The sequence below is a fragment of the Bradyrhizobium sp. PRIMUS42 genome, assembly GCF_023006515.1.
In the GTDB taxonomy this organism is placed as follows: domain Bacteria; phylum Pseudomonadota; class Alphaproteobacteria; order Rhizobiales; family Xanthobacteraceae; genus Bradyrhizobium.
In genome coordinates this window covers 1-20,761 of record NZ_JALBGZ010000019.1, presented here as the reverse complement: position 1 = coordinate 20,761, position 20,761 = coordinate 1, and the positions used below count along the sequence as shown (strand labels likewise).

Annotated in this window: 15 protein-coding genes and 1 pseudogene; 12 read left to right on the top strand and 4 right to left on the bottom strand. The window is 63.1% G+C overall.

The window, feature by feature from the left end; translation table 11 throughout:
* Window positions 1-19 precede the first annotated feature (19 nt).
* Window positions 20-1,126 (top strand): S-methyl-5-thioribose-1-phosphate isomerase, encoded by a 1,107-nt coding sequence (gene mtnA, locus MOV75_RS04000; RefSeq protein ID WP_246920096.1) that lies wholly within the window; start codon window positions 20-22, stop codon window positions 1,124-1,126.
* A gap of 96 nt (window positions 1,127-1,222) precedes the next feature.
* On the opposite strand, the gene MOV75_RS03995 is transcribed toward mtnA, so the two are convergent.
* The gene (locus tag MOV75_RS03995) at window positions 1,223-1,858 is read right to left on the bottom strand and encodes an HAD-IA family hydrolase (protein ID WP_246920103.1); all 636 of its coding nucleotides are present in this window, start codon (window positions 1,856-1,858) and stop codon (window positions 1,223-1,225) included.
* Window positions 1,859-1,969: 111 nt separating this feature from the next.
* Here MOV75_RS03995 and MOV75_RS03990 point away from each other — a divergent pair, with 111 nt between their 5' ends.
* Both MOV75_RS03990 and MOV75_RS03985 read left to right on the top strand, forming a co-directional pair.
* Window positions 1,970-2,728 carry a trypsin-like serine protease gene (locus tag MOV75_RS03990; protein ID WP_246920105.1) on the top strand — a complete coding sequence of 253 codons (759 nt, stop codon included), beginning with the start codon at window positions 1,970-1,972 and terminating at the stop codon, window positions 2,726-2,728.
* A 124-nt stretch (window positions 2,729-2,852) separates the two neighbouring features.
* Window positions 2,853-4,355, top strand: coding sequence for an NAD(P)/FAD-dependent oxidoreductase (locus MOV75_RS03985; protein ID WP_247004888.1), 1,503 nt, complete (start codon window positions 2,853-2,855; stop codon window positions 4,353-4,355).
* A gap of 239 nt (window positions 4,356-4,594) precedes the next feature.
* Here the strand turns inward: MOV75_RS03985 and MOV75_RS03980 are convergent, their stop codons facing one another.
* Entirely contained in the window at window positions 4,595-5,521 is a 927-nt protein-coding gene (locus MOV75_RS03980; protein ID WP_246920110.1) for a response regulator, read from the bottom strand.
* Window positions 5,505-8,876 carry an ATP-binding protein gene (locus tag MOV75_RS03975; RefSeq protein WP_246920113.1) on the bottom strand — a complete coding sequence of 1,124 codons (3,372 nt, stop codon included), beginning with the start codon at window positions 8,874-8,876 and terminating at the stop codon, window positions 5,505-5,507. The genes MOV75_RS03980 and MOV75_RS03975 overlap by 17 nt, the downstream gene beginning before the upstream one ends.
* A 170-nt stretch (window positions 8,877-9,046) precedes the next feature.
* Between MOV75_RS03975 and urtA the strand changes: the two genes are divergently transcribed.
* From urtA to MOV75_RS03930, 9 genes are all read left to right on the top strand, one after another.
* Complete coding sequence (gene urtA, locus MOV75_RS03970; RefSeq protein ID WP_246920117.1) at window positions 9,047-10,306, top strand: urea ABC transporter substrate-binding protein; 1,260 nt, start codon at window positions 9,047-9,049, stop codon at window positions 10,304-10,306.
* 130 nt (window positions 10,307-10,436) lie between these two features.
* Window positions 10,437-11,363: an urea ABC transporter permease subunit UrtB gene (gene urtB / locus MOV75_RS03965; RefSeq protein WP_246920124.1), complete on the top strand. Its 927-nt coding sequence runs from the start codon at window positions 10,437-10,439 to the stop codon at window positions 11,361-11,363.
* A gap of 17 nt (window positions 11,364-11,380) precedes the next feature.
* Complete coding sequence (gene urtC / locus MOV75_RS03960) at window positions 11,381-12,520, top strand: urea ABC transporter permease subunit UrtC (RefSeq protein WP_246920127.1); 1,140 nt, start codon at window positions 11,381-11,383, stop codon at window positions 12,518-12,520.
* An 11-nt stretch (window positions 12,521-12,531) separates the two neighbouring features.
* On the top strand, window positions 12,532-13,287 hold the full coding sequence (urtD, locus tag MOV75_RS03955) for an urea ABC transporter ATP-binding protein UrtD (protein ID WP_246920131.1): 756 nt from the start codon (window positions 12,532-12,534) through the stop codon (window positions 13,285-13,287).
* An 11-nt stretch (window positions 13,288-13,298) separates the two neighbouring features.
* On the top strand, window positions 13,299-13,988 hold the full coding sequence (gene urtE, locus MOV75_RS03950) for an urea ABC transporter ATP-binding subunit UrtE (protein WP_246920136.1): 690 nt from the start codon (window positions 13,299-13,301) through the stop codon (window positions 13,986-13,988).
* 27 nt (window positions 13,989-14,015) lie between these two features.
* Window positions 14,016-15,245 carry a formamidase gene (fmdA, locus tag MOV75_RS03945; RefSeq protein ID WP_246920139.1) on the top strand — a complete coding sequence of 410 codons (1,230 nt, stop codon included), beginning with the start codon at window positions 14,016-14,018 and terminating at the stop codon, window positions 15,243-15,245.
* A gap of 97 nt (window positions 15,246-15,342) precedes the next feature.
* Window positions 15,343-15,720: a zinc ribbon domain-containing protein gene (locus MOV75_RS03940; RefSeq protein ID WP_246920148.1), complete on the top strand. Its 378-nt coding sequence runs from the start codon at window positions 15,343-15,345 to the stop codon at window positions 15,718-15,720.
* 44 nt (window positions 15,721-15,764) lie between these two features.
* The gene (locus tag MOV75_RS03935; protein WP_246920150.1) at window positions 15,765-16,805 is read left to right on the top strand and encodes an aliphatic amidase; all 1,041 of its coding nucleotides are present in this window, start codon (window positions 15,765-15,767) and stop codon (window positions 16,803-16,805) included.
* A 185-nt stretch (window positions 16,806-16,990) separates the two neighbouring features.
* Window positions 16,991-20,140, top strand: coding sequence for an autotransporter domain-containing protein (locus MOV75_RS03930; RefSeq protein WP_246920151.1), 3,150 nt, complete (start codon window positions 16,991-16,993; stop codon window positions 20,138-20,140).
* Between the two features lie 87 nt (window positions 20,141-20,227).
* Here MOV75_RS03930 and MOV75_RS03925 read toward each other — a convergent pair.
* A pseudogene (locus MOV75_RS03925) lies at window positions 20,228-20,761 on the bottom strand (organic solvent ABC transporter substrate-binding protein); the annotation flags it as partial.

Here is a 20,761-nt window from a genome sequence, read left to right as displayed (position 1 = left end):
GACGAAAAGGCAGAATGCCATGAAGGTCGACGGCAAGCATTTCCGCAGCATCTGGCGCGAAGGCGACGGCTGGTCGATCGGCGCGATCGACCAGCGCCGGCTGCCGCATGAGTTCGTCGTTGCGAAGCTGACCTCCTGCGAAGACGCAGCTGTTGCCATTCGCGACATGCTGGTGCGCGGCGCGCCGCTGATCGGCGCCACCGCGGCCTACGGCATGGCGCTCGCGATGCGCGAGGATGCCTCCGATGCTGGCCTGAAGCGCGCCTATGAGACGCTGATCGTGGCGCGGCCGACGGCGATCAACCTGAAATGGGCCCTGGACGAGATGCGGGCGGCGCTCGCGCCGATCGATCCGGTCGAAAGGGCTGAGGCAGCCTACGCGCGCGCCGACGAGATCGTCGAGCAGGATGTCGAGATCAACCGCGGCATTGCCGGCAACGGTCTGAAGCTGATCGAGGCGATGGCGGCGAAGAAGCCGGGCGAGACGGTCAACGTGCTGACGCATTGCAACGCCGGCTGGCTCGCCACCGTCGACTGGGGCACGGCGACTGCACCGATCTATCTAGCGCATGAGCGCGGCATCAAGGTCCATGTCTGGGTCGACGAGACGCGTCCGCGCAACCAGGGCGCCTCGCTCACCGCCTGGGAGCTCGGCCATCACGGTGTGCCGCACACGGTGATTCCTGACAACACCGGCGGACATCTGATGCAGCACGGCATGGTCGATCTCGCCATCGTCGGCACCGACCGCGTGGCCGCCAATGGCGACGTCTGCAACAAGATCGGCACCTATCTGAAGGCGCTCGCCGCGCATGACAATAACGTGCCGTTCTACGTCGCGCTGCCGTCACCGACGATCGATTTCGCCGTCAATGACGGCATCCGCGACATCCCGATCGAGCAGCGCAGCGGCACGGAGGTCACCGACATGACCGGTCGCACGGCGGATGGAAGGCTGGAGACGGTGCGTATCGTCCCTGAAGGATCGCCGGTCGCGAACTATGCCTTCGACGTGACGCCGGCTCGGCTCGTCACCGGCCTCATCACCGAGCGCGGTGTGCTGAAGCCGGATCGTGCCGCGCTCGCGGCTGCCTTTCCGGAGCGGGTTGCGGCCACCGCAGAGTAGGCTCTCGTAGGTTGGGCAAAGGCGCGAAAGGCGCCGTGCCCACCATATGCTTGTGGTGGGCACGCTTCGCTTTGCCCACCCTACGGCATTTGCGAACTATATCAGCTTCAGCCCCGTCGCAGCCTCGAGCTCCGCGATCGCCTGGGCGCCGCTCGTCACCTTGATCGTGGTCATGCCCATCTCGCGCGCGGGCTTGAGGTTGACGCCGAGATCGTCGAGATAGACGCACGTCTTGGGATCGACCTTCAGCGTCTCCACCATCATCTTGTAGATCTGCGGGTCGGGCTTGCGCAGGCCGATCTTGGCGGATTCGATGACGTGGTCGAACAGCACCATGACTTCGGCGATATAGAGGGAGCGTCCGGTCATGCTGCCGATCGCGTTGGCCGGCAAATTGTTGGTGATGCAGCCGGTCTTGAATTGCGCCTTGATGCGCTTCAGTGCCTCGACCATCTCGGGCCGGAGATCGCCCTGCAGCAACGATACCACGTCGCGCCCGCGCACCTCGGCACCGAGCGCCAGCGACTCCTCGGCGAACAGATGATCGAACGTTTCGATATCGACCTCCGCCCGCTCGAACTTGGCCCAGGCATTTTCCAGATGGTTGGCGGCGTTGGTCCGCCGGATGATGTCGGTCGGCAGCCCGCGCTCCGTCTCGAACCGCGCGAAGGCCTCGAACGGCGAACTCGTCAGCACGCCGCCAAAATCAAAGATCACCGCCTCGATCGCCAATGTCCTGCCCTCGTCAATTCCTTTCCAAGAGGGCTAGCATGCGCTATCGGCAAGGGCCAGTCCGAAGCAAATTCCGGCGCTCACCGAACCAACGGCCGAGACATGTTCCCCATGAAGACGATCGCGACATTCGCCACGGCAACTCTGCTGTTCGCCACGCCCGCGCAGGCCATTGTGGGCGGCGGCACGCCGCAGGCCGAGGGTGTCGCGCGCGCCGTCGTCACCATTGTCGGCTCGCGCGGCAATTTCTGCACCGGCAGCCTGATCGCGCCAAGGCTCGTGCTCACCGTCGCTCACTGCGTGCAACCCGGCGCCGACTACAAGATCGTCGATCGCGGAACCGACGGCCAGCCGCAATTGATGAACGTGCGCACGGTCGCGATCCATCCGAACTTCAACATGCAGGCGATGCAGTCGCACCGCGCCACCGCCGACGTGGCGCTGCTGCAACTGGAAATTCCACTCAAGGGAAAATCCACAGTGCCGGTCGGTATGCCGCAAATTCCAATTCGGGTCGGCGACCGCTTTACGATCGCCGGCATCGGCGTCACCGTTCGCGGCGATGGCAAGAGCGGCGGCATCACGCGTGTTGCCGCGCTTGTCGCCACCGGCCAGCCCGGGACGCTCCAGATCCGGCTGGTCGATCCCGTAACCAGCGGTGTTCGCGACGGAATTGGCGCTTGCACCGGCGATTCCGGTGGCCCGGTGTTCGAGGACAAGCCGAACGGTGCCGTGCTGGTCGGCCTCATCAGCTGGTCCACGGGGCCGAACGGCGCGGCCGGTTGCGGCGGGTTGACCGGCGTCACGCCGCTCACGCTCTACCGCGACTGGATCTTGCAGACCGCGCGGAGCTGGGGTGCGGCGCTGTGATTTGACCGCGGCTTGATCTATGTCATTTTGATGCGGAAGCGCGGCGGGTGATCATGCCGGCCGCGGAGGAAACGCGCCGTCCGTCAAGGGCGGCAATAAGAACAAGCAAGGCATAGAAGCAACAATGAATGTCGCTGTTCGCGGTCACGCCGCTACCAAGCAAGCTTCCGAGCATTTCGACGTGCTGATCGTCGGCGCCGGCATCTCCGGCATCGGCAGCGCCTATCACATCGAAAAGCAGCTGCCGGGCACCAGCTACGTGATCCTGGAGACGCAGGAAACGTTTGGCGGCACCTGGAGCACACATCGCTATCCCGGCATTCGCTCCGACAGCGATCTCCATACCTTCGGCTACAGCTTCAAGCCCTGGGTCGGCCCGCCGATCGCGACCGCCGAGGAGATTCTCTCCTATATGAACGAAGTCATCGAGGATAACGGCCTCGCAAAGCACATCCGCTACAAGCACAAGATCAATTCGGCGCGTTGGTCGAGCGAGCAAAATCTCTGGACCATCGAGGCGGTGACGACCGACACCGGCGAGCCCAGGACGTTCACCACAAACTTCCTCTGGATGTGCCAGGGCTATTACCGCCATTCCGAAGGTTACACGCCGGACTGGAAGGGCACGGACCGGTTCAAGGGCCGCATCGTCCATCCCCAGACCTGGCCTGACGATATCGACCTCACCGGCAAGAAGGTCGTCGTGATCGGCTCGGGCGCCACCGCGGCAACCCTCGTGCCGAACATCGCGGACAAATGCGCTCACGTCACCATGTTGCAGCGCTCGCCGACCTATTTCCGGCTCGGTCGCAACGCCATCGAGATCGCGGAGGAGCTGCGCCGGCTCCAGGTCGACGAGGAATGGATCCACGAGATCGTGCGACGCAAGATCCTGTTCGAACAGGATGCCTTCACCAAACTCTGCGTGTCCAAGCCCGAGCAGGTCAAGAAGGAGCTGATCGGCCAGATCAGCGCGGTCCTCGGTCCCGACTACGACGTCGAGACGCACTTCACGCCGACATACCGGCCGTGGCGACAGCGCATTGCGTTCGTACCGGATGCGGACCTGTTCAAGGGCATTGCAAGCGGCAAGGCCTCCGTCGTCACCGACGAGATCGAGTGCTTCGTCGAGAACGGCATCCAGCTCAAATCCGGCAAGCTGCTGGAGGCCGACGTCATCGTCACCGCCACCGGCTTCAACCTCGCGGCCCTCGGCGACATCGCCTTCGAGATCGACGGCAAGCCGCTCGCCTTCGGCGACACCGTTACTTATCGCGGCATGATGTTCACGGGCGTGCCGAACATGGTCTGGGTGTTCGGTTATTTCCGGGCCAGCTGGACCCTGCGCGTCGATCTCGTCGCCGATTTCGTCTGCCGGCTGCTCGGCCACATGAAGGCCAAGGGTAAGAAGAAGGTCGAGGTGAGCTTGCGCGCTGAGGACCACAACATGCCGATCCTGCCCTGGATCGATCCGGAAAACTTCAACCCTGGCTACATGATGCGCAACATGGACCTGTTGCCCAAGCGCGGCGATAAGCCCGAATGGCAGCACAGCCAGGACTACTGGACCGAGAAGGACGAGATCCCGAAGACCGATCTGGACGACAAGGCGTTTGTTTACGGGTGAGGGCGTTCGCGGGTGAGGTTGGTGTGAGCGTGCGGGGCGACCGCTCACCACATCCTCCGCTGTCGTCCCGGGCGCGAAGCGAACCCGGGACCCATAACCACAGGGAGTGGTTATCAGGCGCGCTGTTAACTCCGAGTCTTCGCCAAACTACTTCCTGTGGTTGGGTCCCGGACCTGCGCTTCGCTTGTCCGGGACGACACTGTTTGCAAGGTTAGTGGCGTGCCCCTACCTGCAACAGCTCACGAATTTCTTCGCGTCGCATTCGTCGCAATCGCCGCGGCTGCTGTCCGGTTCTCCACCCCGAGCTTGGCGTAGATCTGCTCCAGATGCTTGTCGACCGTGCGCGGGCTCAAACCCAGGATCTGCGCGATGTCGCGGTTGGTCTTGCCCTTGCTGAGCCAGGCCAAGACTTCACCCTCGCGGGTGGTGAGGCCGAGTTCGCTCGTGAATTCGACGGGCGGTGCGGTGCCGGCCTCCCTGGAGAGCCGCAGCAGAAATTCGTTCGGCGCCGTTTCGCCCATGTAATAAAGCCGGAGTTGCGGATTTTCGGGCAAGGTGGCCGCCTGAGACTTCGAGCTCCCTTTGGCCTTGGCCTGCTCCAGCCATTGCAGCAGTGATGGCGACAGGACGAAGTCGTCGGCCTGAGCGCCCTGATGGTCGGACATCAGCTTCTGCGCCTGCGGCGTCGCCCATAACACGTCGCCCTGGCGGTTGACCGCGAACAGGAAGCGGCCGGAAACGTCGAGCGCAGCGCGCGCACTCTGTGTCATCCGGGCATTGCCGAGATGGACGCGGATGCGCGCCAGCATCTCCTCGATCACGATCGGTTTTGTCACGTAGTCGACGCCGCCAGCCTCGAGCCCGCGCACGATATGCTCGGTTTCGGCAAGGCCCGTCATGAAGATCACGGGCACATTGGCAAGACCCGCATCGCGCTTGAGCCGGCGGCAGGTCTCGAAGCCGTCGATGCCGGGCATCACGGCGTCAAGCAGGACGATGTCGGGCGTGATCTGGTCGATGATGCGCATCGCCGCCGCGCCGTCGAGCGCCACCATCACCGTCATGCCGGCGCCATCGAGCGCGTCGGTCAGCAGCCGAAGCGTTTCGGGAGAGTCATCCACAACGAGCGCGACGTCGCGCTTCTTCGACTCAATGCTCATGCGCATGCAATGTCTTCAATGTGTTCATGTACTGGTCGAGATCGAAGCGGTCGACCAGCGACCGCATCTGCGCGACGAAGTCGGCATGCTCCGGGTGCTCGTTGCCGATCTCGTCCAGCTTCAACTGGATACCCTTGACGTAGCCGATTTGGCCGAGCCCGATCAGCGCCTCGATGTGCCGCACCGGCGGCCTCGATCCGCTCTCCGGCCGCCAGAATGGCACCGCGATTTCGTCTGAGCCGTACTGCCACTCGAGCTTGAGGAGCTGGCGGATCGTCTCCAGCAGCCGCGGGATGTCGATCGGCTTCATCAGATAGCCGTCGTGGAAAGGCTGCGCCAGCGGGGTGCCGTGAGCCTCCAATGCGCTCGCCGAGACCATCAGGATGCGCGCCTGGTGATGGCCGCCCGCGCGCAAGGCCTCCGCGACGGCCCAGCCGTCCATGGCGGGCATCGAGATATCGAGCAGGAACAGATCGGGCCGGCAATGTTGCGCCAGCGCGAGGCAGCCGGGCCCGTCGGGGGCGCTGAGCAGGATGAAGCCGAGCGGCGTCAGCACCTCGCGCAGCAGGTCGCGGTGAACGGGATCGTCGTCGGTGATGAGGATGGTCTTGCGCGCGCCGTGATAGCCGGAGACCGGGGCCTCCACTGGCGCGATGCGCTGGGGATTGGTCACCTCCGACAGCAGGATCTTGACCTTGAACGTGCTGCCGGAGCCGACCTTGCTCAAGACCTTGATATCGCCGCCCATCACGCCGGCGAGTAGGCGGCTGATGGTCAGGCCGAGCCCGGTGCCGGTCTGCGGCTGCGAGACACCGAGCGCACCGCGCTCGAAGGGCGCGAAGATGCGCTCGAGATCGTCGCTCTGGATGCCCGGACCGGTATCGATCACCTCGAACTCGGCGACGGGACTGCGATAATGCACCACGAACTGCACACTGCCGGTCTGGGTGAACTTGATGGCGTTCGAGAGCAAATTGATCAGCACCTGACGCAGCCGCTTCTCGTCGGCATAGACCACGACCGGCAAATGCGGAGGCCGCCGGAACACGAAGTCGATGCCCTTGGCGGCGGCCTGAAGCCGGAACATGCCGACGAGCTGGTCGAGAAATTCGCTGAGGCGTACCTCATCGCGCGACAGATACAGCCGCCCCGCCTCGATCTTGGAGATGTCCAGAATGCCGTCGATCAGACCGGAGAGGTGGTCGGCGCTGCGGCGGACGACGCGGACCTGGTCGCGCGGCTTGGTGCTCAGTGTCGCGTCCTGCTCGAGGAGTTGCGCATAGCCGCTGATCGCATTCAGCGGCGAGCGCAGCTCGTGGCTCAGGCCGACCACGTAGCGGCTCTTGGCGAGGTTTGCGGATTCGGCGACCTCCTTGGCACGCTGGAGCTCAGCGTCGGTGCGCTTGTGGGCGTCGATCTCCTGGATCAGCAGCGTGGTCTGTCGCCGCGTCTCGGCTTCGGCCGCGCGGCGGCTCTGCTGCGCCAGCACGAACAGCCAGGCCACCACGCCGATGATGATGCTGAGCGAGAAGAACACCTTCCAGAGCACGTCGGAGACGAGCGTGTTCTCGCCGTGCACGCTCGCCGAGGTCTGCAGATAGATCAGGCCCAGCACCAGCGCGACGAGGCCGGCGGAGACCACGAACACACCGACATAATGGCCGAGTTGCGAGTTGATCCGCGCGTAGATCGGCTGGGGCATCAACTTGCCCAGCGTCTCCGATACCTGCGCCTGGATCCGCGCGTGCGGCTTGCAGAGATCGTGGCAGCGGGCGTCGAGCGAACAGCACAAGGAGCAAATCGGCCCGGCGTAAGCGGGGCAGGAGGCCATGTCCTCCGGCTCGAACGCGTGCTCGCAGATACAGCACTGGATCGATTCGACGTTCTGCCAGCTCCGCTTCGGCTTGCGTGCAATGTAGTATTTGCCGCCCGTGGCCCAGGCGATCAACGGTGCGGCGATAAAGGCGACCGCGAGCGCGATGAAGGCTGACAGCGCCTTCGCGACAGGTCCGAACAGGCCGTAGAACGCGCTGATGGAGACGATGGTCGCGATCGTCATCGCGCCCACGCCCACCGGATTCACGTCGTAGAGATGCGCGCGCTTGAATTCAATCTGCTGTGGCCGCAGTCCAAGCGGCTTGTTGACGATGAGATCGGCGACCAGCGCGCCGACCCAGGCGATCGCGACGTTCGAATAGAGCGCCAGCGTCTGCTCCAGGGCCTTGTAGACGCCGATCTCCATCAACAGCAGCGCCACGATGACGTTGAAGACCAGCCAGACGACACGGCCGGGATGGCTGTGAGTCAGGCGCGAGAAGAAGTTCGACCACGCGATCGAGCCGGCATAGGCGTTGGTGACATTGATCTTCACTTGGGACAGGATCACGAACGTGCCGGTCAAGGCCAGCGCGAGGTCAGGCTGCGACAGCACGTAGCGGAACGCTTCGAGATACATATGCGCGGGCTCGGCGGCCTCCTCGGGCGGCACCCCGTGGCTGAGCGCGAAGAAGGCGAGGAACGAGCCGGCCAGAAGTTTCAGCGCGCCGAGCACGATCCAGCCCGGTCCCGCGCTCATCAGCGCCATCCACCAGGAGGCCCTGGAGGCGCGGCGGTCGCGCGGCAGGAAGCGCAGGAAGTCGACCTGTTCGCCGATCTGCGCCACCAGCGAAAACACCACCGAGGCCGCGACTCCGAACAGCAGCAGGTCGAAATGCCCGTTGAGATCGCCGTGCTCGCCCGAGAACTTGCGCCACTCCGTAAAGGAGTGCGGGTTGTGCCAGGCGATCGCCGCGAACGGAATGATGTGGAGCACGATCCAGAGGGGCTGCGTCCACAATTGGAAGCGGCTGATCAGCGTGATGCCGTAGGCCACCAATGGGATGATGACGACGGCGCTGATGAGATAGCCGATCGGCCGCGGAATCCCGAAGCACATCTCGAGCGCGGACGCCAGGATCACGGCTTCGATCGCAAAGAAGATGAAGGTGAAGGACGCGTAGATCAGCGAGGTGACGGTGGAGCCGATGTAGCCGAAGCCGGCGCCCCGCGTCAGCAGGTCGATGTCAATGCCGCATTTGGCGGCATAATAGGCGATCGGCACGCCACAGCAGAAGATGATGGTCGAGACCACCAGGATGGCGGCGGTCGCGTTGGTGACGCCGTAGTTCAGGGTGATGGTGCCGCCGATCGCCTCCATCGCCAGGAACGAGATCGCGCCCAGCGCCGTGTTGGCGACGCGGGCGGCGGACCAGCGACGCGCGCTCTTCGCCGTGAAGCGCAGCGCGTAGTCCTCCAGCGTCTGGTTGGCAACCCATTGGTTGTACTGGCGCCTGACGCGGTCTATTCGCTGCCGCCCTGCCACTCTTTACCCCACTCCCGATACGGACCTCGAGCCCTCGCAAATTCCGTACCAAAAGCCTACGTCGGCATTTTGCGGTGCAGTATACGCGATCTTGCGTATGCTTGCGCTGCATAAATTCGAGCCATCCTCACGGCACCAATCGCGTGTTCTCGAACAAAAGTGGGGTGCTCATGTCGGACGAAGAAAACAAGGGCCTGTTGTCGCCGCTCCGGCGCAAATTATTGATGGGAATGGCCGCCGTGCCTGTTATCACGATGCTGCCGCGGGCATCTTTTGCGCAGGCCCCGGCAACCTCGGCGGTCAACACGACGGGTCTCGCGGTTACTGACACCGAGGTCACGGTCGGCATCCTGCATTCGGCCACCGGCACCATGGCCATCTCCGAGACCGGCTCGATCGAGGCTGAAAAGCTCGCCATCGAGCAGATCAACGCGGCCGGCGGCGTGCTCGGGCGCAAGATCAAGTTCATCCAGGAAGACGGCGCCTCCGACTGGCCGACCTTCGCGGAAAAGGCCAAGAAGCTGCTGGTCAACGACAAGGTCGCGGCGATCATGGGCTGCTGGACCTCAGCCTCGCGCAAGGCCGTGCTGCCGGTCATGGAGCAGTATAACGGCATGCTCTACTACCCGACCTTCTACGAAGGCCTCGAGCAGTCCAAGAACGTCATCTACACCGGTCAGGAAGCGACCCAGCAGATCCTCGCCGGCCTGAACTGGATCGCCAAGGAGAAGGGCGCCAAGACCTTCTTCTTCATCGGCTCCGACTACATCTGGCCTCGCACCTCGAACAAGATCGCGCGCAAGCACGTCGAGAACGTGCTGAAGGGCAAGGTCGTCGGCGAGGAGTACTACGCGCTCGGCTCGACGCAATTCAACTCGGTCATCAACAAGATCAAGCTGACCAAGCCCGACGTGATCTTCACCGACGTCGTCGGCGGATCGAACGTCGCGTTCTACAAGCAGCTCAAGGCCGCCGGTATCGACCTCTCCAAGCAGGCGCTGCTGACAATCTCGGTGACCGAAGACGAGATCGACGGCATCGGCGGCGAGAACATCGCGGGCGCCTATGCCTGCATGAAGTACTTCCAATCGCTCGACAATGCGAACAACAAGGCCTTCTCGTCGGCATTCAAGAAGATGTGGGGCGAGAAGACGGTGATCGGAGACGTCACCCAGGCTGCCTATCTCGGCCCGTGGCTGTGGAAATTGACGGTGGAGAAGGCCGGCTCCTTCGACGTCGACAAGATCGCGGCGGCCTCGCCGGGCGTCGAGTTCAAGGGTGCGCCGGAAGGCTATGTGCGCATCCACGAGAACCATCACCTCTGGTCGAAGACCCGGGTGGGGCGCGCCAAGCTCGATGGCCAGTTCGAGCTGATCTACGAGACCGCCGATCTCGTCGAGCCGGATCCGTTCCCCAAGGGCTACCAGTAAGTCGAGGCGATTGCCGCAGCTGACCTGAAAACCAAGCCGCTCCCTGGCGTGGACCGCAAATCCACGCCCAAGACCCCCGCGTCGCGAACCTGCTCGCGACGCGGGACCCTTTCCCTGACGGAGGACATCGATGTTCGGCGACTACTCGCTTGGTGATCTCGGCTCGATCTTCGTCATGCAGGGTTTTGCAGGACTGATCCTGTTCTCGGTCTATGTCCTGATGGCGCTCGGGCTTGCCATCATCTTCGGCCAGATGGGCGTCATCAACATGGCCCATGGCGAGTTCATGATCCTCGGGGCCTACGTCACCTGGATGACCTCAAATCTGTTCCAGGCCTATTTGCCGAGCCTGTTCAGCGGCTACTTCTTCCTTGCGATGATCCTGGCCTTTGTCGCATCCGGTGCGTTGGGAATGCTGGTGGAATGGGCGCTGATACGGCATCTGTACAAGCGGCCGCTCGACACGCTGCTCGCCACCTGGGGCCTCAGCCTGATGCTGCAGCAGGCCTATCGCTCCGTGTTCGGCGCACGCGAAGTCGGCGTCGAGCTGCCGCAATGGATGCTGGGCTCGCTGCACGTCACTGAGAGCATCGAAGTGCCGATCAACGGCGTCTTTGTGATGTGCCTCACTGTTCTGATCACCATCTCGGTCGCCTACGTGATGTACAAATCGCGTTGGGGCCGCCAGGTGCGCGCTGTCGTGCAGAACCGCATCATGGCCGGCGCCGTCGGCATCAACACCGAAAAGGTCGACCGCTACACGTTCGGGCTCGGTTGCGGCATTGCCGGCATCGCCGGCAGCGCCTTCACCATGATCGGCTCGACCGGACCGACCTCCGGACAGCTTTACATCGTCGATACGTTCCTGGTGGTCGTCTTTGGCGGCGCCGCCAGCCTGCTCGGTACCATCGCCTCGGCCTTCTCGATCTCTCAGACGCAATCGACGCTCGAGTTCTTCATGTCGGGTTCGATGGCCAAGGTGCTGACGCTGCTTGCCGTTGTCGGAATCCTGATGCTGCGCCCGCAGGGTCTCTTCGCCCTCAAGGTCCGCAAATAACAAGAAGCAGGCAAGTCATGATCAACTCACGCTTCTTCAACCGATCCGAACTGATGGGCTTCATTGCCCTGGCCGCCGTGCTGTTCGTGATCCTGCCGCTGACGCTGGATGTATTCCGCCTCAACCTAGTCGCCAAATACCTGACCTACGCCTTTGTCGCGCTCGGCCTCGTGTTGTGCTGGGGCTATGGCGGCATCTTGAGCCTGGGGCAGGGTGTGTTCTTCGGCCTCGGTGGCTATTGCATGGCGATGTTCCTCAAGCTCGAGGCCTCGAGTGTCGAGAACACGAAGATCCAGTCGACACCAGGCATCCCCGATTTCATGGACTGGAATCAGATCACGTCGCTGCCGCTGTTCTGGCAGCCGTTTCACAGCCTCACCTTCACCATCCTCGCCATCATTCTGGTCCCCGGCGTCTTCGCCCTGATCATCGGTGCCGCGATGTTCAAGCGCCGTGTCGGCGGCACCTATTTCGCGATCATCACCCAGGCTGTTGCCGCCATCCTCACCATCCTGATCGTCGGACAACAGGGCTATACCGGCGGCATCAACGGCATGACCGACCTGCGCACGCTCAAAGGTTGGGACATCCGGCCCGACCACGCCAAGGTCATCCTGTACTTCGTCGAGGTGGTGCTGCTGTTCGCCTGCATCGGCATCGCGCAGTTCATCCGCCTGACCAAGCTCGGCCGCATCCTGGTGGCGATGCGCGAACAGGAGGACCGCGTCCGCTTCTCCGGCTACAGCGTTGCCAACTTCAAGATCTTCGCCTTCTGCATGGCCGCGGTCTTCGCCGCAATCGGCGGCGCCATGTTCGCGCTCAATGTCGGTTTCATGTCGCCGTCCTTTGTCGGCATCGTGCCGTCGATCGAGATGGTGATCTACACCGCGGTCGGCGGACGGATGTCGATCTTCGGTGCGATATGGGGCGCCCTCCTAGTGAATTTTGCCAAGACCAGCCTGTCGGAATCCTTCCCGCAGCTCTGGCTGTTCGGTCTCGGCGCGCTGTTCATCGCAGTCGTCCTCGCCTTCCCGAACGGGCTGTCCGGGCTCTGGGCTGACTATGTGCAGCCACGCATCGATTGGCTGTTCGCCTCGCGCAAGTCGAAACCGGACTGGAAAGACAACTCGGTCGCCGACGGCGCGCCGGCAGAGTGAGGAGATAGATCATGCTCGTCGGTCATCAGCCCAAGGAATTCCTGCTCGCTGTCTCCGGACTGACGGTCTCGTTCGACGGGTTCAAGGCGGTCAATGATCTCTCCTTTTACGTCGAGGAGAATGAGATCCGCGTCATCATCGGTCCCAACGGTGCCGGAAAGACCACGGTGCTCGACCTGATCTGCGGCAAGACAAAGGCGACCTCTGGCTCGATTCAGTTTCGTGGCAAGGAGCTCACGAAGATGAAGGAGAACCAAATCGTGCAAACCGGCGTCGGGCGCAAGTTCCAGACGCCGTCGGTGTTCGAAGACCTCACCGTCTTCGAAAATCTCGAGATCTCGTTTCCGCGCGGTCGCACCGTGTTCGGCTCGCTGACCTTTCAGCGCGACCAGCTCGTGAAGGAGCGGGTCGCCGAGGTCGCCGAGATGATCTTCCTCAAGGACAAGCTCAACACCTATGCCGACGAGCTCAGCCACGGCCAGAAGCAGTGGCTCGAGATCGGCATGCTGCTGATCCAGGATCCGGACCTCCTGATGCTGGACGAGCCGGTCGCCGGCATGAGCGTGTCCGAGCGCGCCAAGACCGCCGAGCTCCTCAACCGCATCATCAAGAATCGCTCGGTGCTGGTGATCGAGCACGACATGAAGTTCGTCGAGGACATCGCCCACAAGGTCACCGTGCTGCACCAGGGCCAGATCCTCTCGGAAGGGACCATGGAGAAGGTCAAGAACGACCCCAAGGTCATCGAAGTGTACCTCGGCCATTAAGGAGCACGCTGATGCTGGCAATCTCAGATCTCCACGTCGCCTACGGCCAGAGCGAGGTGCTGCACGGACTCAACGTCAAGGTCGCGCCCAACGAGATCGTGGCGATCATGGGCCGAAACGGCATGGGCAAGACCACGCTGATGAAGTCGCTGATGGGCATCCTGCCGGCGAAAAGCGGTTCGGTGACCATGGACGGCGCCGAGCTCGGTAGCCTCAAGAGTTTTGAGCGTGTCGCCAAGGGCCTCGCTTACGTGCCGCAGGGGCGCATGATCTTTTCGACCATGACGGTGAAGGAGAACATCGAGACCGGCCTCGTCGTCTCCGGCGGATCCGAGGTGCCGGGCGATATCTACGAACTCTTTCCCGTGCTGCTGGAGATGAAGGGCCGCCGCGGCGGCAATCTTTCCGGCGGCCAGCAGCAGCAACTCGCCATCGCCCGCGCGCTCGCGACCAAGCCCAAGGTGCTGTTGCTGGACGAGCCGACCGAAGGCATCCAGCCGTCGATCATCAAGGACATGGCGCGCACGCTGAAGCGAATTCGCGACGAGAAGGGCCTCTCGATCGTCGTGTCCGAGCAGGTTCTGAGCTTTGCGCTCGAAATCGCCGACCGCGTGCTGGTGATCGAGAACGGCGAGATCGTGCGCGACGATCCGCGCGAGGCCGTCGATGCCGCGCAGGTCTCGAAATATCTGTCCGTCTAACCAACCGTGTAAAAGGGGAGCATCTCGATGCCAGAGACACTGATCAAGGTCGATCTCACCAAGTCGGCTTACGATAATGACATGGTGCACAACCGCTGGCACCCCGACATCCCGATCGTGGCGTGGGTCAATCCCGGCGACGATTTCATCATCGAGACCTATGACTGGACCGGCGGCTTCATCAAGAACAACGATTCCGCCGATGACGTGCGCGACATCGATCTGTCGATCGTGCACTTCCTGTCCGGCCCGATCGGTGTCAAGGGCGCCGAGCCCGGTGATCTCCTGGTGGTCGATCTGCTCGACGTCGGCCCGATGAAAGAGAGCCTGTGGGGCTTCAACGGCTTCTTCTCGAAGCAGAACGGCGGCGGCTTCCTCACCGACCATTTCCCACTGGCGCAGAAGTCGATCTGGGACATCAAGGGCCTCTATACCTCGTCGCGCCACGTGCCCGGCGTGAACTTTGCCGGCCTGATCCATCCCGGCCTGATCGGCTGTCTGCCCGATCCCAAGATGCTGGATACCTGGAACAAGCGCGAGGCCGAGCTGATCTCGACCAACCCGACTCGCGTGCCGGGTCTTGCCAATCCGCCATTCGCGCCGACCGCTCATGGCGGTCGCGCCAAGGGCGACGTGAAGGCCAAGATCGGCGCAGAAGGTGCGCGCACCGTTCCGCCGCGCGAGCATGGCGGCAATTGCGACATCAAGGACCTCTCGCGCGGCTCGAAGATCTACTTCCCGGTCTACGTTCCCGGCGCGGGCCTCTCGATGGGCGATCTGCACTTCAGCCAAGGCGACGGCGAGATCACCTTCTGCGGCGCCATCGAAATGGCCGGCTGGCTGCATCTCAAGGTCGAGGTGATCAAGGATGGCATGGCCAAATACGGCATCAAGAATCCGATCTTCAAGCCATCGCCGATCACGCCGAACTACAAGGACTATCTGATTTTCGAGGGCATCTCGGTCGATGAGGCCGGCAAGCAGCATTATCTTGACGTCCACATCGCCTATCGGCAGGCCTGCCTCAATGCGATCGAGTATCTGAAGAAGTTCGGCTACTCCGGCGCCCAGGCCTATTCGATCCTCGGTACCGCGCCGTGCCAGGGCCACATCTCCGGTGTGGTCGACGTCCCCAATGCCTGCGCCACGCTATGGCTGCCGACCGAGATCTTCGACTTCGACGTGATGCCGTCGGCGGCTGGCCCCATCAAGCACATCACCGGCGATATCCAGATGCCGATCTCACCGGACAAATAATCGCTGCGCTCCCTCTCCCCGTTCTTACGGGGAGAGGGGCTGTCTCCACACGAATCGTGGCAGCGAGTTGTGTTGAACACGCATGAGGGATGATGCGATGCCGGTCTACGAATATCTCTGTGACGACTGCGGCCCCTTCAAGGATCTTCGCCCGATGGCGGAATGCGACGATCCGCAAAGCTGTCCGCATTGCGAGACTATGGCGCCGCGGGTGATCCTGACCGCACCGAATTTCTTCTGCATGCCGGCGGACAAGCGCAAGGCGCACGCCGTCAACGAGCGGAGCTCGCATGCGCCGCAGACGCTCGCGCAGTACAAGGCCTCGCACGGTCCGGGCTGCGGGTGCTGCGCGTCGGGGAAGACAGTCAAGGACAAGGGCTCGGCGGATAGGAAAAAGCCCGCACGGCTGATGACCAAGGCCAAGAGCGGTGCCAAGGGCTTTCCGACGGCGCGGCCGTGGATGATCAGCCACTAACGCTGGCGAAGACCTCAAACGAACAAAAGACAGGAGCGGCCCAAATGCTTCACGGCGACATTTCTAGCAGCAACGACACGGTCGGCGTCGCAGTCGTCAATTACAAGATGCCCCGCCTGCACACCAAGGCCGAGGTGCTCGACAACGCCCGCAAGATCGCCGACATGCTGGTGGGCATGAAGGCCGGTCTGCCCGGCATGGATCTGGTGATCTTCCCGGAATATTCCACCCAGGGCATCATGTACGACTCCAAGGAGATGTATGAGACGGCGTGCTCAGTGCCCGGTGAAGAGACTGCGATTTTCGCCGAGGCCTGTCGCAAGGCGAAAGTGTGGGGCGTGTTCTCGCTGACCGGCGAGCGCCATGAGGAGCACCCCCACAAGGCGCCCTACAACACCCTGATCCTGATGAACGACAAGGGCGAGATCGTCCAGAAGTACCGCAAGATCATGCCGTGGGTGCCGATCGAGGGCTGGTATCCCGGCAATTGTACCTATGTCTCCGACGGCCCGAAGGGCATGAAGGTCAGCCTGATCATCTGCGACGACGGAAATTTTCCGGAGATCTGGCGTGATTGCGCCATGAAGGGCGCCGAGCTGATCGTGCGCTGCCAGGGCTACATGTACCCGGCCAAGGAGCAGCAGGTTCTGATCTCCAAGGCCATGGCGTGGGCCAACAACGTCTATGTCGCGGTCGCCAATGCCGCCGGTTTCGATGGCGTCTATTCCTATTTTGGGCACTCCGCGATCATCGGCTTTGACGGCCGCACGCTCGGCGAGTGCGGCGAGGAGGATTACGGCATCCAGTACGCGCAGCTCTCAAAGCATCTGATCCGCGACGCGCGCCGCAACGGCCAGTCACAGAACCATCTCTACAAGCTGGTCCACCGCGGCTACACCGGCATGATCAATTCCGGCGAGAGCCCGCGCGGCGTCGCGGCCTGCCCCTATGATTTCTACAAAAACTGGATCAAAGATCCCGAAGGCACGCGCGACATGGTCGAGGCGATGACCCGTTCGACGCCGGGGACCGACGAATGCCCGATCGACGGCATCCCGAATGGGGCGGCCCCCTCCAATTATTGAGGCGTGAGCCGCATCATGCGCAAAATGGGAGCTTTGCGCTTGGAAACCGTGGCGCGGTTGCAACATGGCCGCGGGATTCTGCTTTGGTTGTGCGCCAAAGAGACACATTCCGGCGGAGCGTAGTTTTACGGGGCATCCTTATGGCCTAAGTTCCCGGCGGACTGCGGGAATGGGGAAAGTGTGACGTGAGGGGCGAGGGGCTATGGAGGCGGCAGGGGCGCCTGCGCCGGGGCGGCGCCGCCGTTCCATCCGTCGGCGCGTCGGCAATCCTGACGATTGTGTTCGGCCTTGGCCTTTCGACGACATCGGCCAGCGCGCAGTGCGTCCCCGATCCTGCCGCGAGCGGCCAGACCGTCACCTGTAGCGACGATGCCAACGGATTCCAGGCCGGCGCCGGCGTCGACAGCCTCACCGTCAACGTGCTGTCGGGCGCGACCGTGAACGACAACGGCACGGTCTCGATCGGCGTCAACGATTCCAGCGCCGTCACCAACAACGGAACGCTGTCGGCGGCCTCGGGCCTGATCGGCATCGGCGTCGGCAATTCGAATACCGTGACCAACAACGGCACCATCACGGTGCTCGGCAACGGCTTCGGCATCTTCGGGCTCGATCACAACATCATCGCCAATGCCGGGACGATCACCGCCGGGGACGGCGGCGCCGCGATCCGGGTCGGCGATAACAACACCGTCACCAACAGCGGTGCGCTCTCGGTCGGCGCGCAGGGCGCGGGCATCTTCGCGGTCCAGAACAACACGATCACCAATGCCGTGACGGGCACGATCACCGGCCTCGATGATGCGATCGGAATCTACGCGTCGTTCGGCGGCGCGACCGTGACCAATGCAGGCGCGATCACGGTTGGCGATTCCACGGGCTTCTCCGGCGGCATTATCGCGATCAGTGACAACAACACGGTCACCAACACGGCCACCGGCAGGATCTCGGTCGGGCAGAATGCCGCCGGCATCTTCATGCAAGGTGACTTTCAAACCGCGAACAATTTCGGCGACATCAAGGCAACCGATGTCGGCGTCGGCATTGCAGTCACGGGCGACGACGCCAGGGTGACCAATGGCGGTTCGATCACGGTCGGCGACAGCGGGGCGGCGGGCATTTCAGTGCAAGGTGATCGGGCCGTCATCATCCAGAACGGAACGATCGACGTCGGTCTGGGAGGAAGTTTCGGCATTGGTTTTTCCGGCTCGTCCTCCACGATCACCAACAACGGCCGGATCACGGCTGGCGATTTCACCTCGGGCATTGCGGTGTTCGGCGACGACAACGTCATCACCAACGGCGGCACGATCTCCGTCGGCGCCTCAGGCATCGGTATCTCCGTGTTCACGTCCTCGACCACCAATCAGGTCGTCAATACCGGCACCATCACCGTCGGGGCCAACGGTGTCGGCATCAGCGTGGATGGCGGCGGCAGCGTGTTCAACTCGGGAACCATCAACGCCGCGACCGGCCTCGCCGCGATCGAGTTCTGCAACTGCGGCCCGAACACGCTGACGCTCGGGCCCGGCAGCATCATCAACGGCCTCGTGCTTGGTGCAGGCACCGATACATTCCAGCTCGGCGGCACAGGCAAGGACACATTCGATCTCAGCCTGATCGGTCCCCTGCTCCAATATGACGGTTTCACGACCTTCAACAAGGTCGACAGCTCGACCTGGACGGTGACCGGTACCGGCAACCAGGACTGGAACGTGCTCGGCGGCACGCTTCTGCTCGCCGGCACCATCAACGGCAATGTGACCGTTGCCGCGGGTGGCACCTTCGGCGGCGTCGGCAACGTCAACACCATCAACGTCAATGGCGGCACTCTGGCGCCAGGGCTTCCGACCGGCACGCTCAACGTCAACGGCGATCTCAACTTCACCGGCGCGTCAACTTACATGGTGCAGGTGTCGGGGGCGAACAACGGCATCGCGGTCGTGACCGGGACTTCCACGCTCAGTGGCGCGACCGTCGCGGTCGTTCCGATCGGTACGATCGCAAAGCATTACACGATCCTGACCGCGAACACGTTGCCCGACACCTTCAATCCGGCGGTCACGGGTCTGTCGCCGAACCTGCATGCGGCGCTCAGCTATGATCCCAACAACGTCTTCCTCGATCTCGCATTGGGCTATGGCGGCGGCCTCAATATCAATCAGCAGAATGTCGCCAACGTCCTGACGCGCATCTTCAACACCACGGGCAGCCTGCCTGTCGCGCTCGCGAATCTCACGCCGCAGGGCCTGACGCAGGCCTCCGGCGAGCCGGGGACGGGATCGCAGCAGACGACGTTCAATGCGATGAACCTGTTCATGAGCCTGTTAACCGACGTGCTCGGTTCGGGGCGCAGCGGCGCGCCGGGCGCGATGCCTTATGCCGACGACACGAGCGCGAATGTCTATGCTGCGACCAGCAGGGGCGCACATGACAGAAATGCGCGGGACGCCTTTGCCTCGATCTACCGCAAGGCGCCGATCGCGACGTTCGAGCAGCGCTGGGATGTGTGGGCGGCCAGCTACGGCGGCTCGCAGACCACCGACGGCAACGCCGGCCTCGGCTCGAACAACACGACCAGCAGCGTCTATGGCACTGCCGTGGGCCTCGATTACCGCTTCTCGCCGTCGACGGTTGCGGGCTTCGCCCTCGCAGGCGGCGGGACTGGATTCAGCGTCAATGGGCTCGGTTGGGGCCGCTCAGATCTGTTCCAGGCCGGCGTCTTCGTGCGTCATACGGCCGGGCCGGCCTACATCACGGCGGCTCTTGCCTATGGCTGGCAGGACGTCACGACCAATCGCGTCGTGACGGCTGCCGGTTACGACCAGTTGCGCGCGCAGTTCAACGCCAACGCCCTCTCGGGCCGCATCGAGGGCGGTTATCGCCATGCCATGCAGTGGGCCGGCGTCACGCCCTATGCAGCACTTCAGGCCACTCTGTTCAGCCTTCCGGGCTATGCCGAGTCGGCCGTGGTGGGCAGCAACGTCTTCGCGCTCAACTATGCCGCCAAGGACGTGACCAGCACGCGCACCGAACTCGGCCTGCGCGCGGACAGGTCGTTTGCCGCGGCTGGCGGCCTAGTGACCCTGCGCGGCCGCCTCGCCTGGGCGCATGATTACAATCCGGACCGCACGGCCGGCGCGGTGTTCCAGACGCTGCCGGGATCGGCTTTCGTCGTGAACGGCGCTGCTCTGGCGCGCGATTCTGCTCTGACCACGGCATCAGTGCAGATGAACTGGATGAATGGCTGGTCTGCCTCGGCGACCTTCGAGGGCGAGTTCTCGAACGTCACGCGCTCCACCGCCGGCAAAGGCGTTGTGCGCTACGCGTGGTGAGGCGTTGTCACTTCTCTAGGGAGAGGGGCATGACGACTCTATTGAATGTTCAAATGCGATGTCTCCCCTTTTAGGGAGGACCGAGAGTCACTGCTTCTTCTTCGGCTTCTGCTCGGGCTTTCGCGGTGGACGCGGGGCCGCGGCGGGTGCTGCTGGCATCCCGCTCATCTTGTTGGCGGCTTCGCTGACATCGAGCAGCGAGCGACGGATGTCTTCGAGATAGCCCGCCGATTTCTTCTTCATGGTATCGGCAAGCTCGTGTAATCCCCTGATCTTCTCGTACAGCTCGTCGGCCTTGCCGTCGACGAAGCCGGGCACGGCGCCCTCGATCTTCGTGACCGCCTTGTCGAAGCCTGCGAAGGCGCTGTCGACTTTGGCCATGACGGAATCGATCTCGCCGCCCTTGCTCCGGAGATCGGCAGTGTAGTTTTCGAACGTGCGCAAGCCGTCTTTGATAGCAGGGGCGTTGCTGACGATCGTGCGGTCGACGCTGTGCAGGGTGTCGACGATGGATTCGGCGTCGCTGAGGTCGGCGGTCAGCACGGGGACGCCGTCGAAGTCCAGCGGCACCGGTGGCGCCGAGGGCGCGCCTCCGATCAGCGAGACCGCGGCAACGCCGGT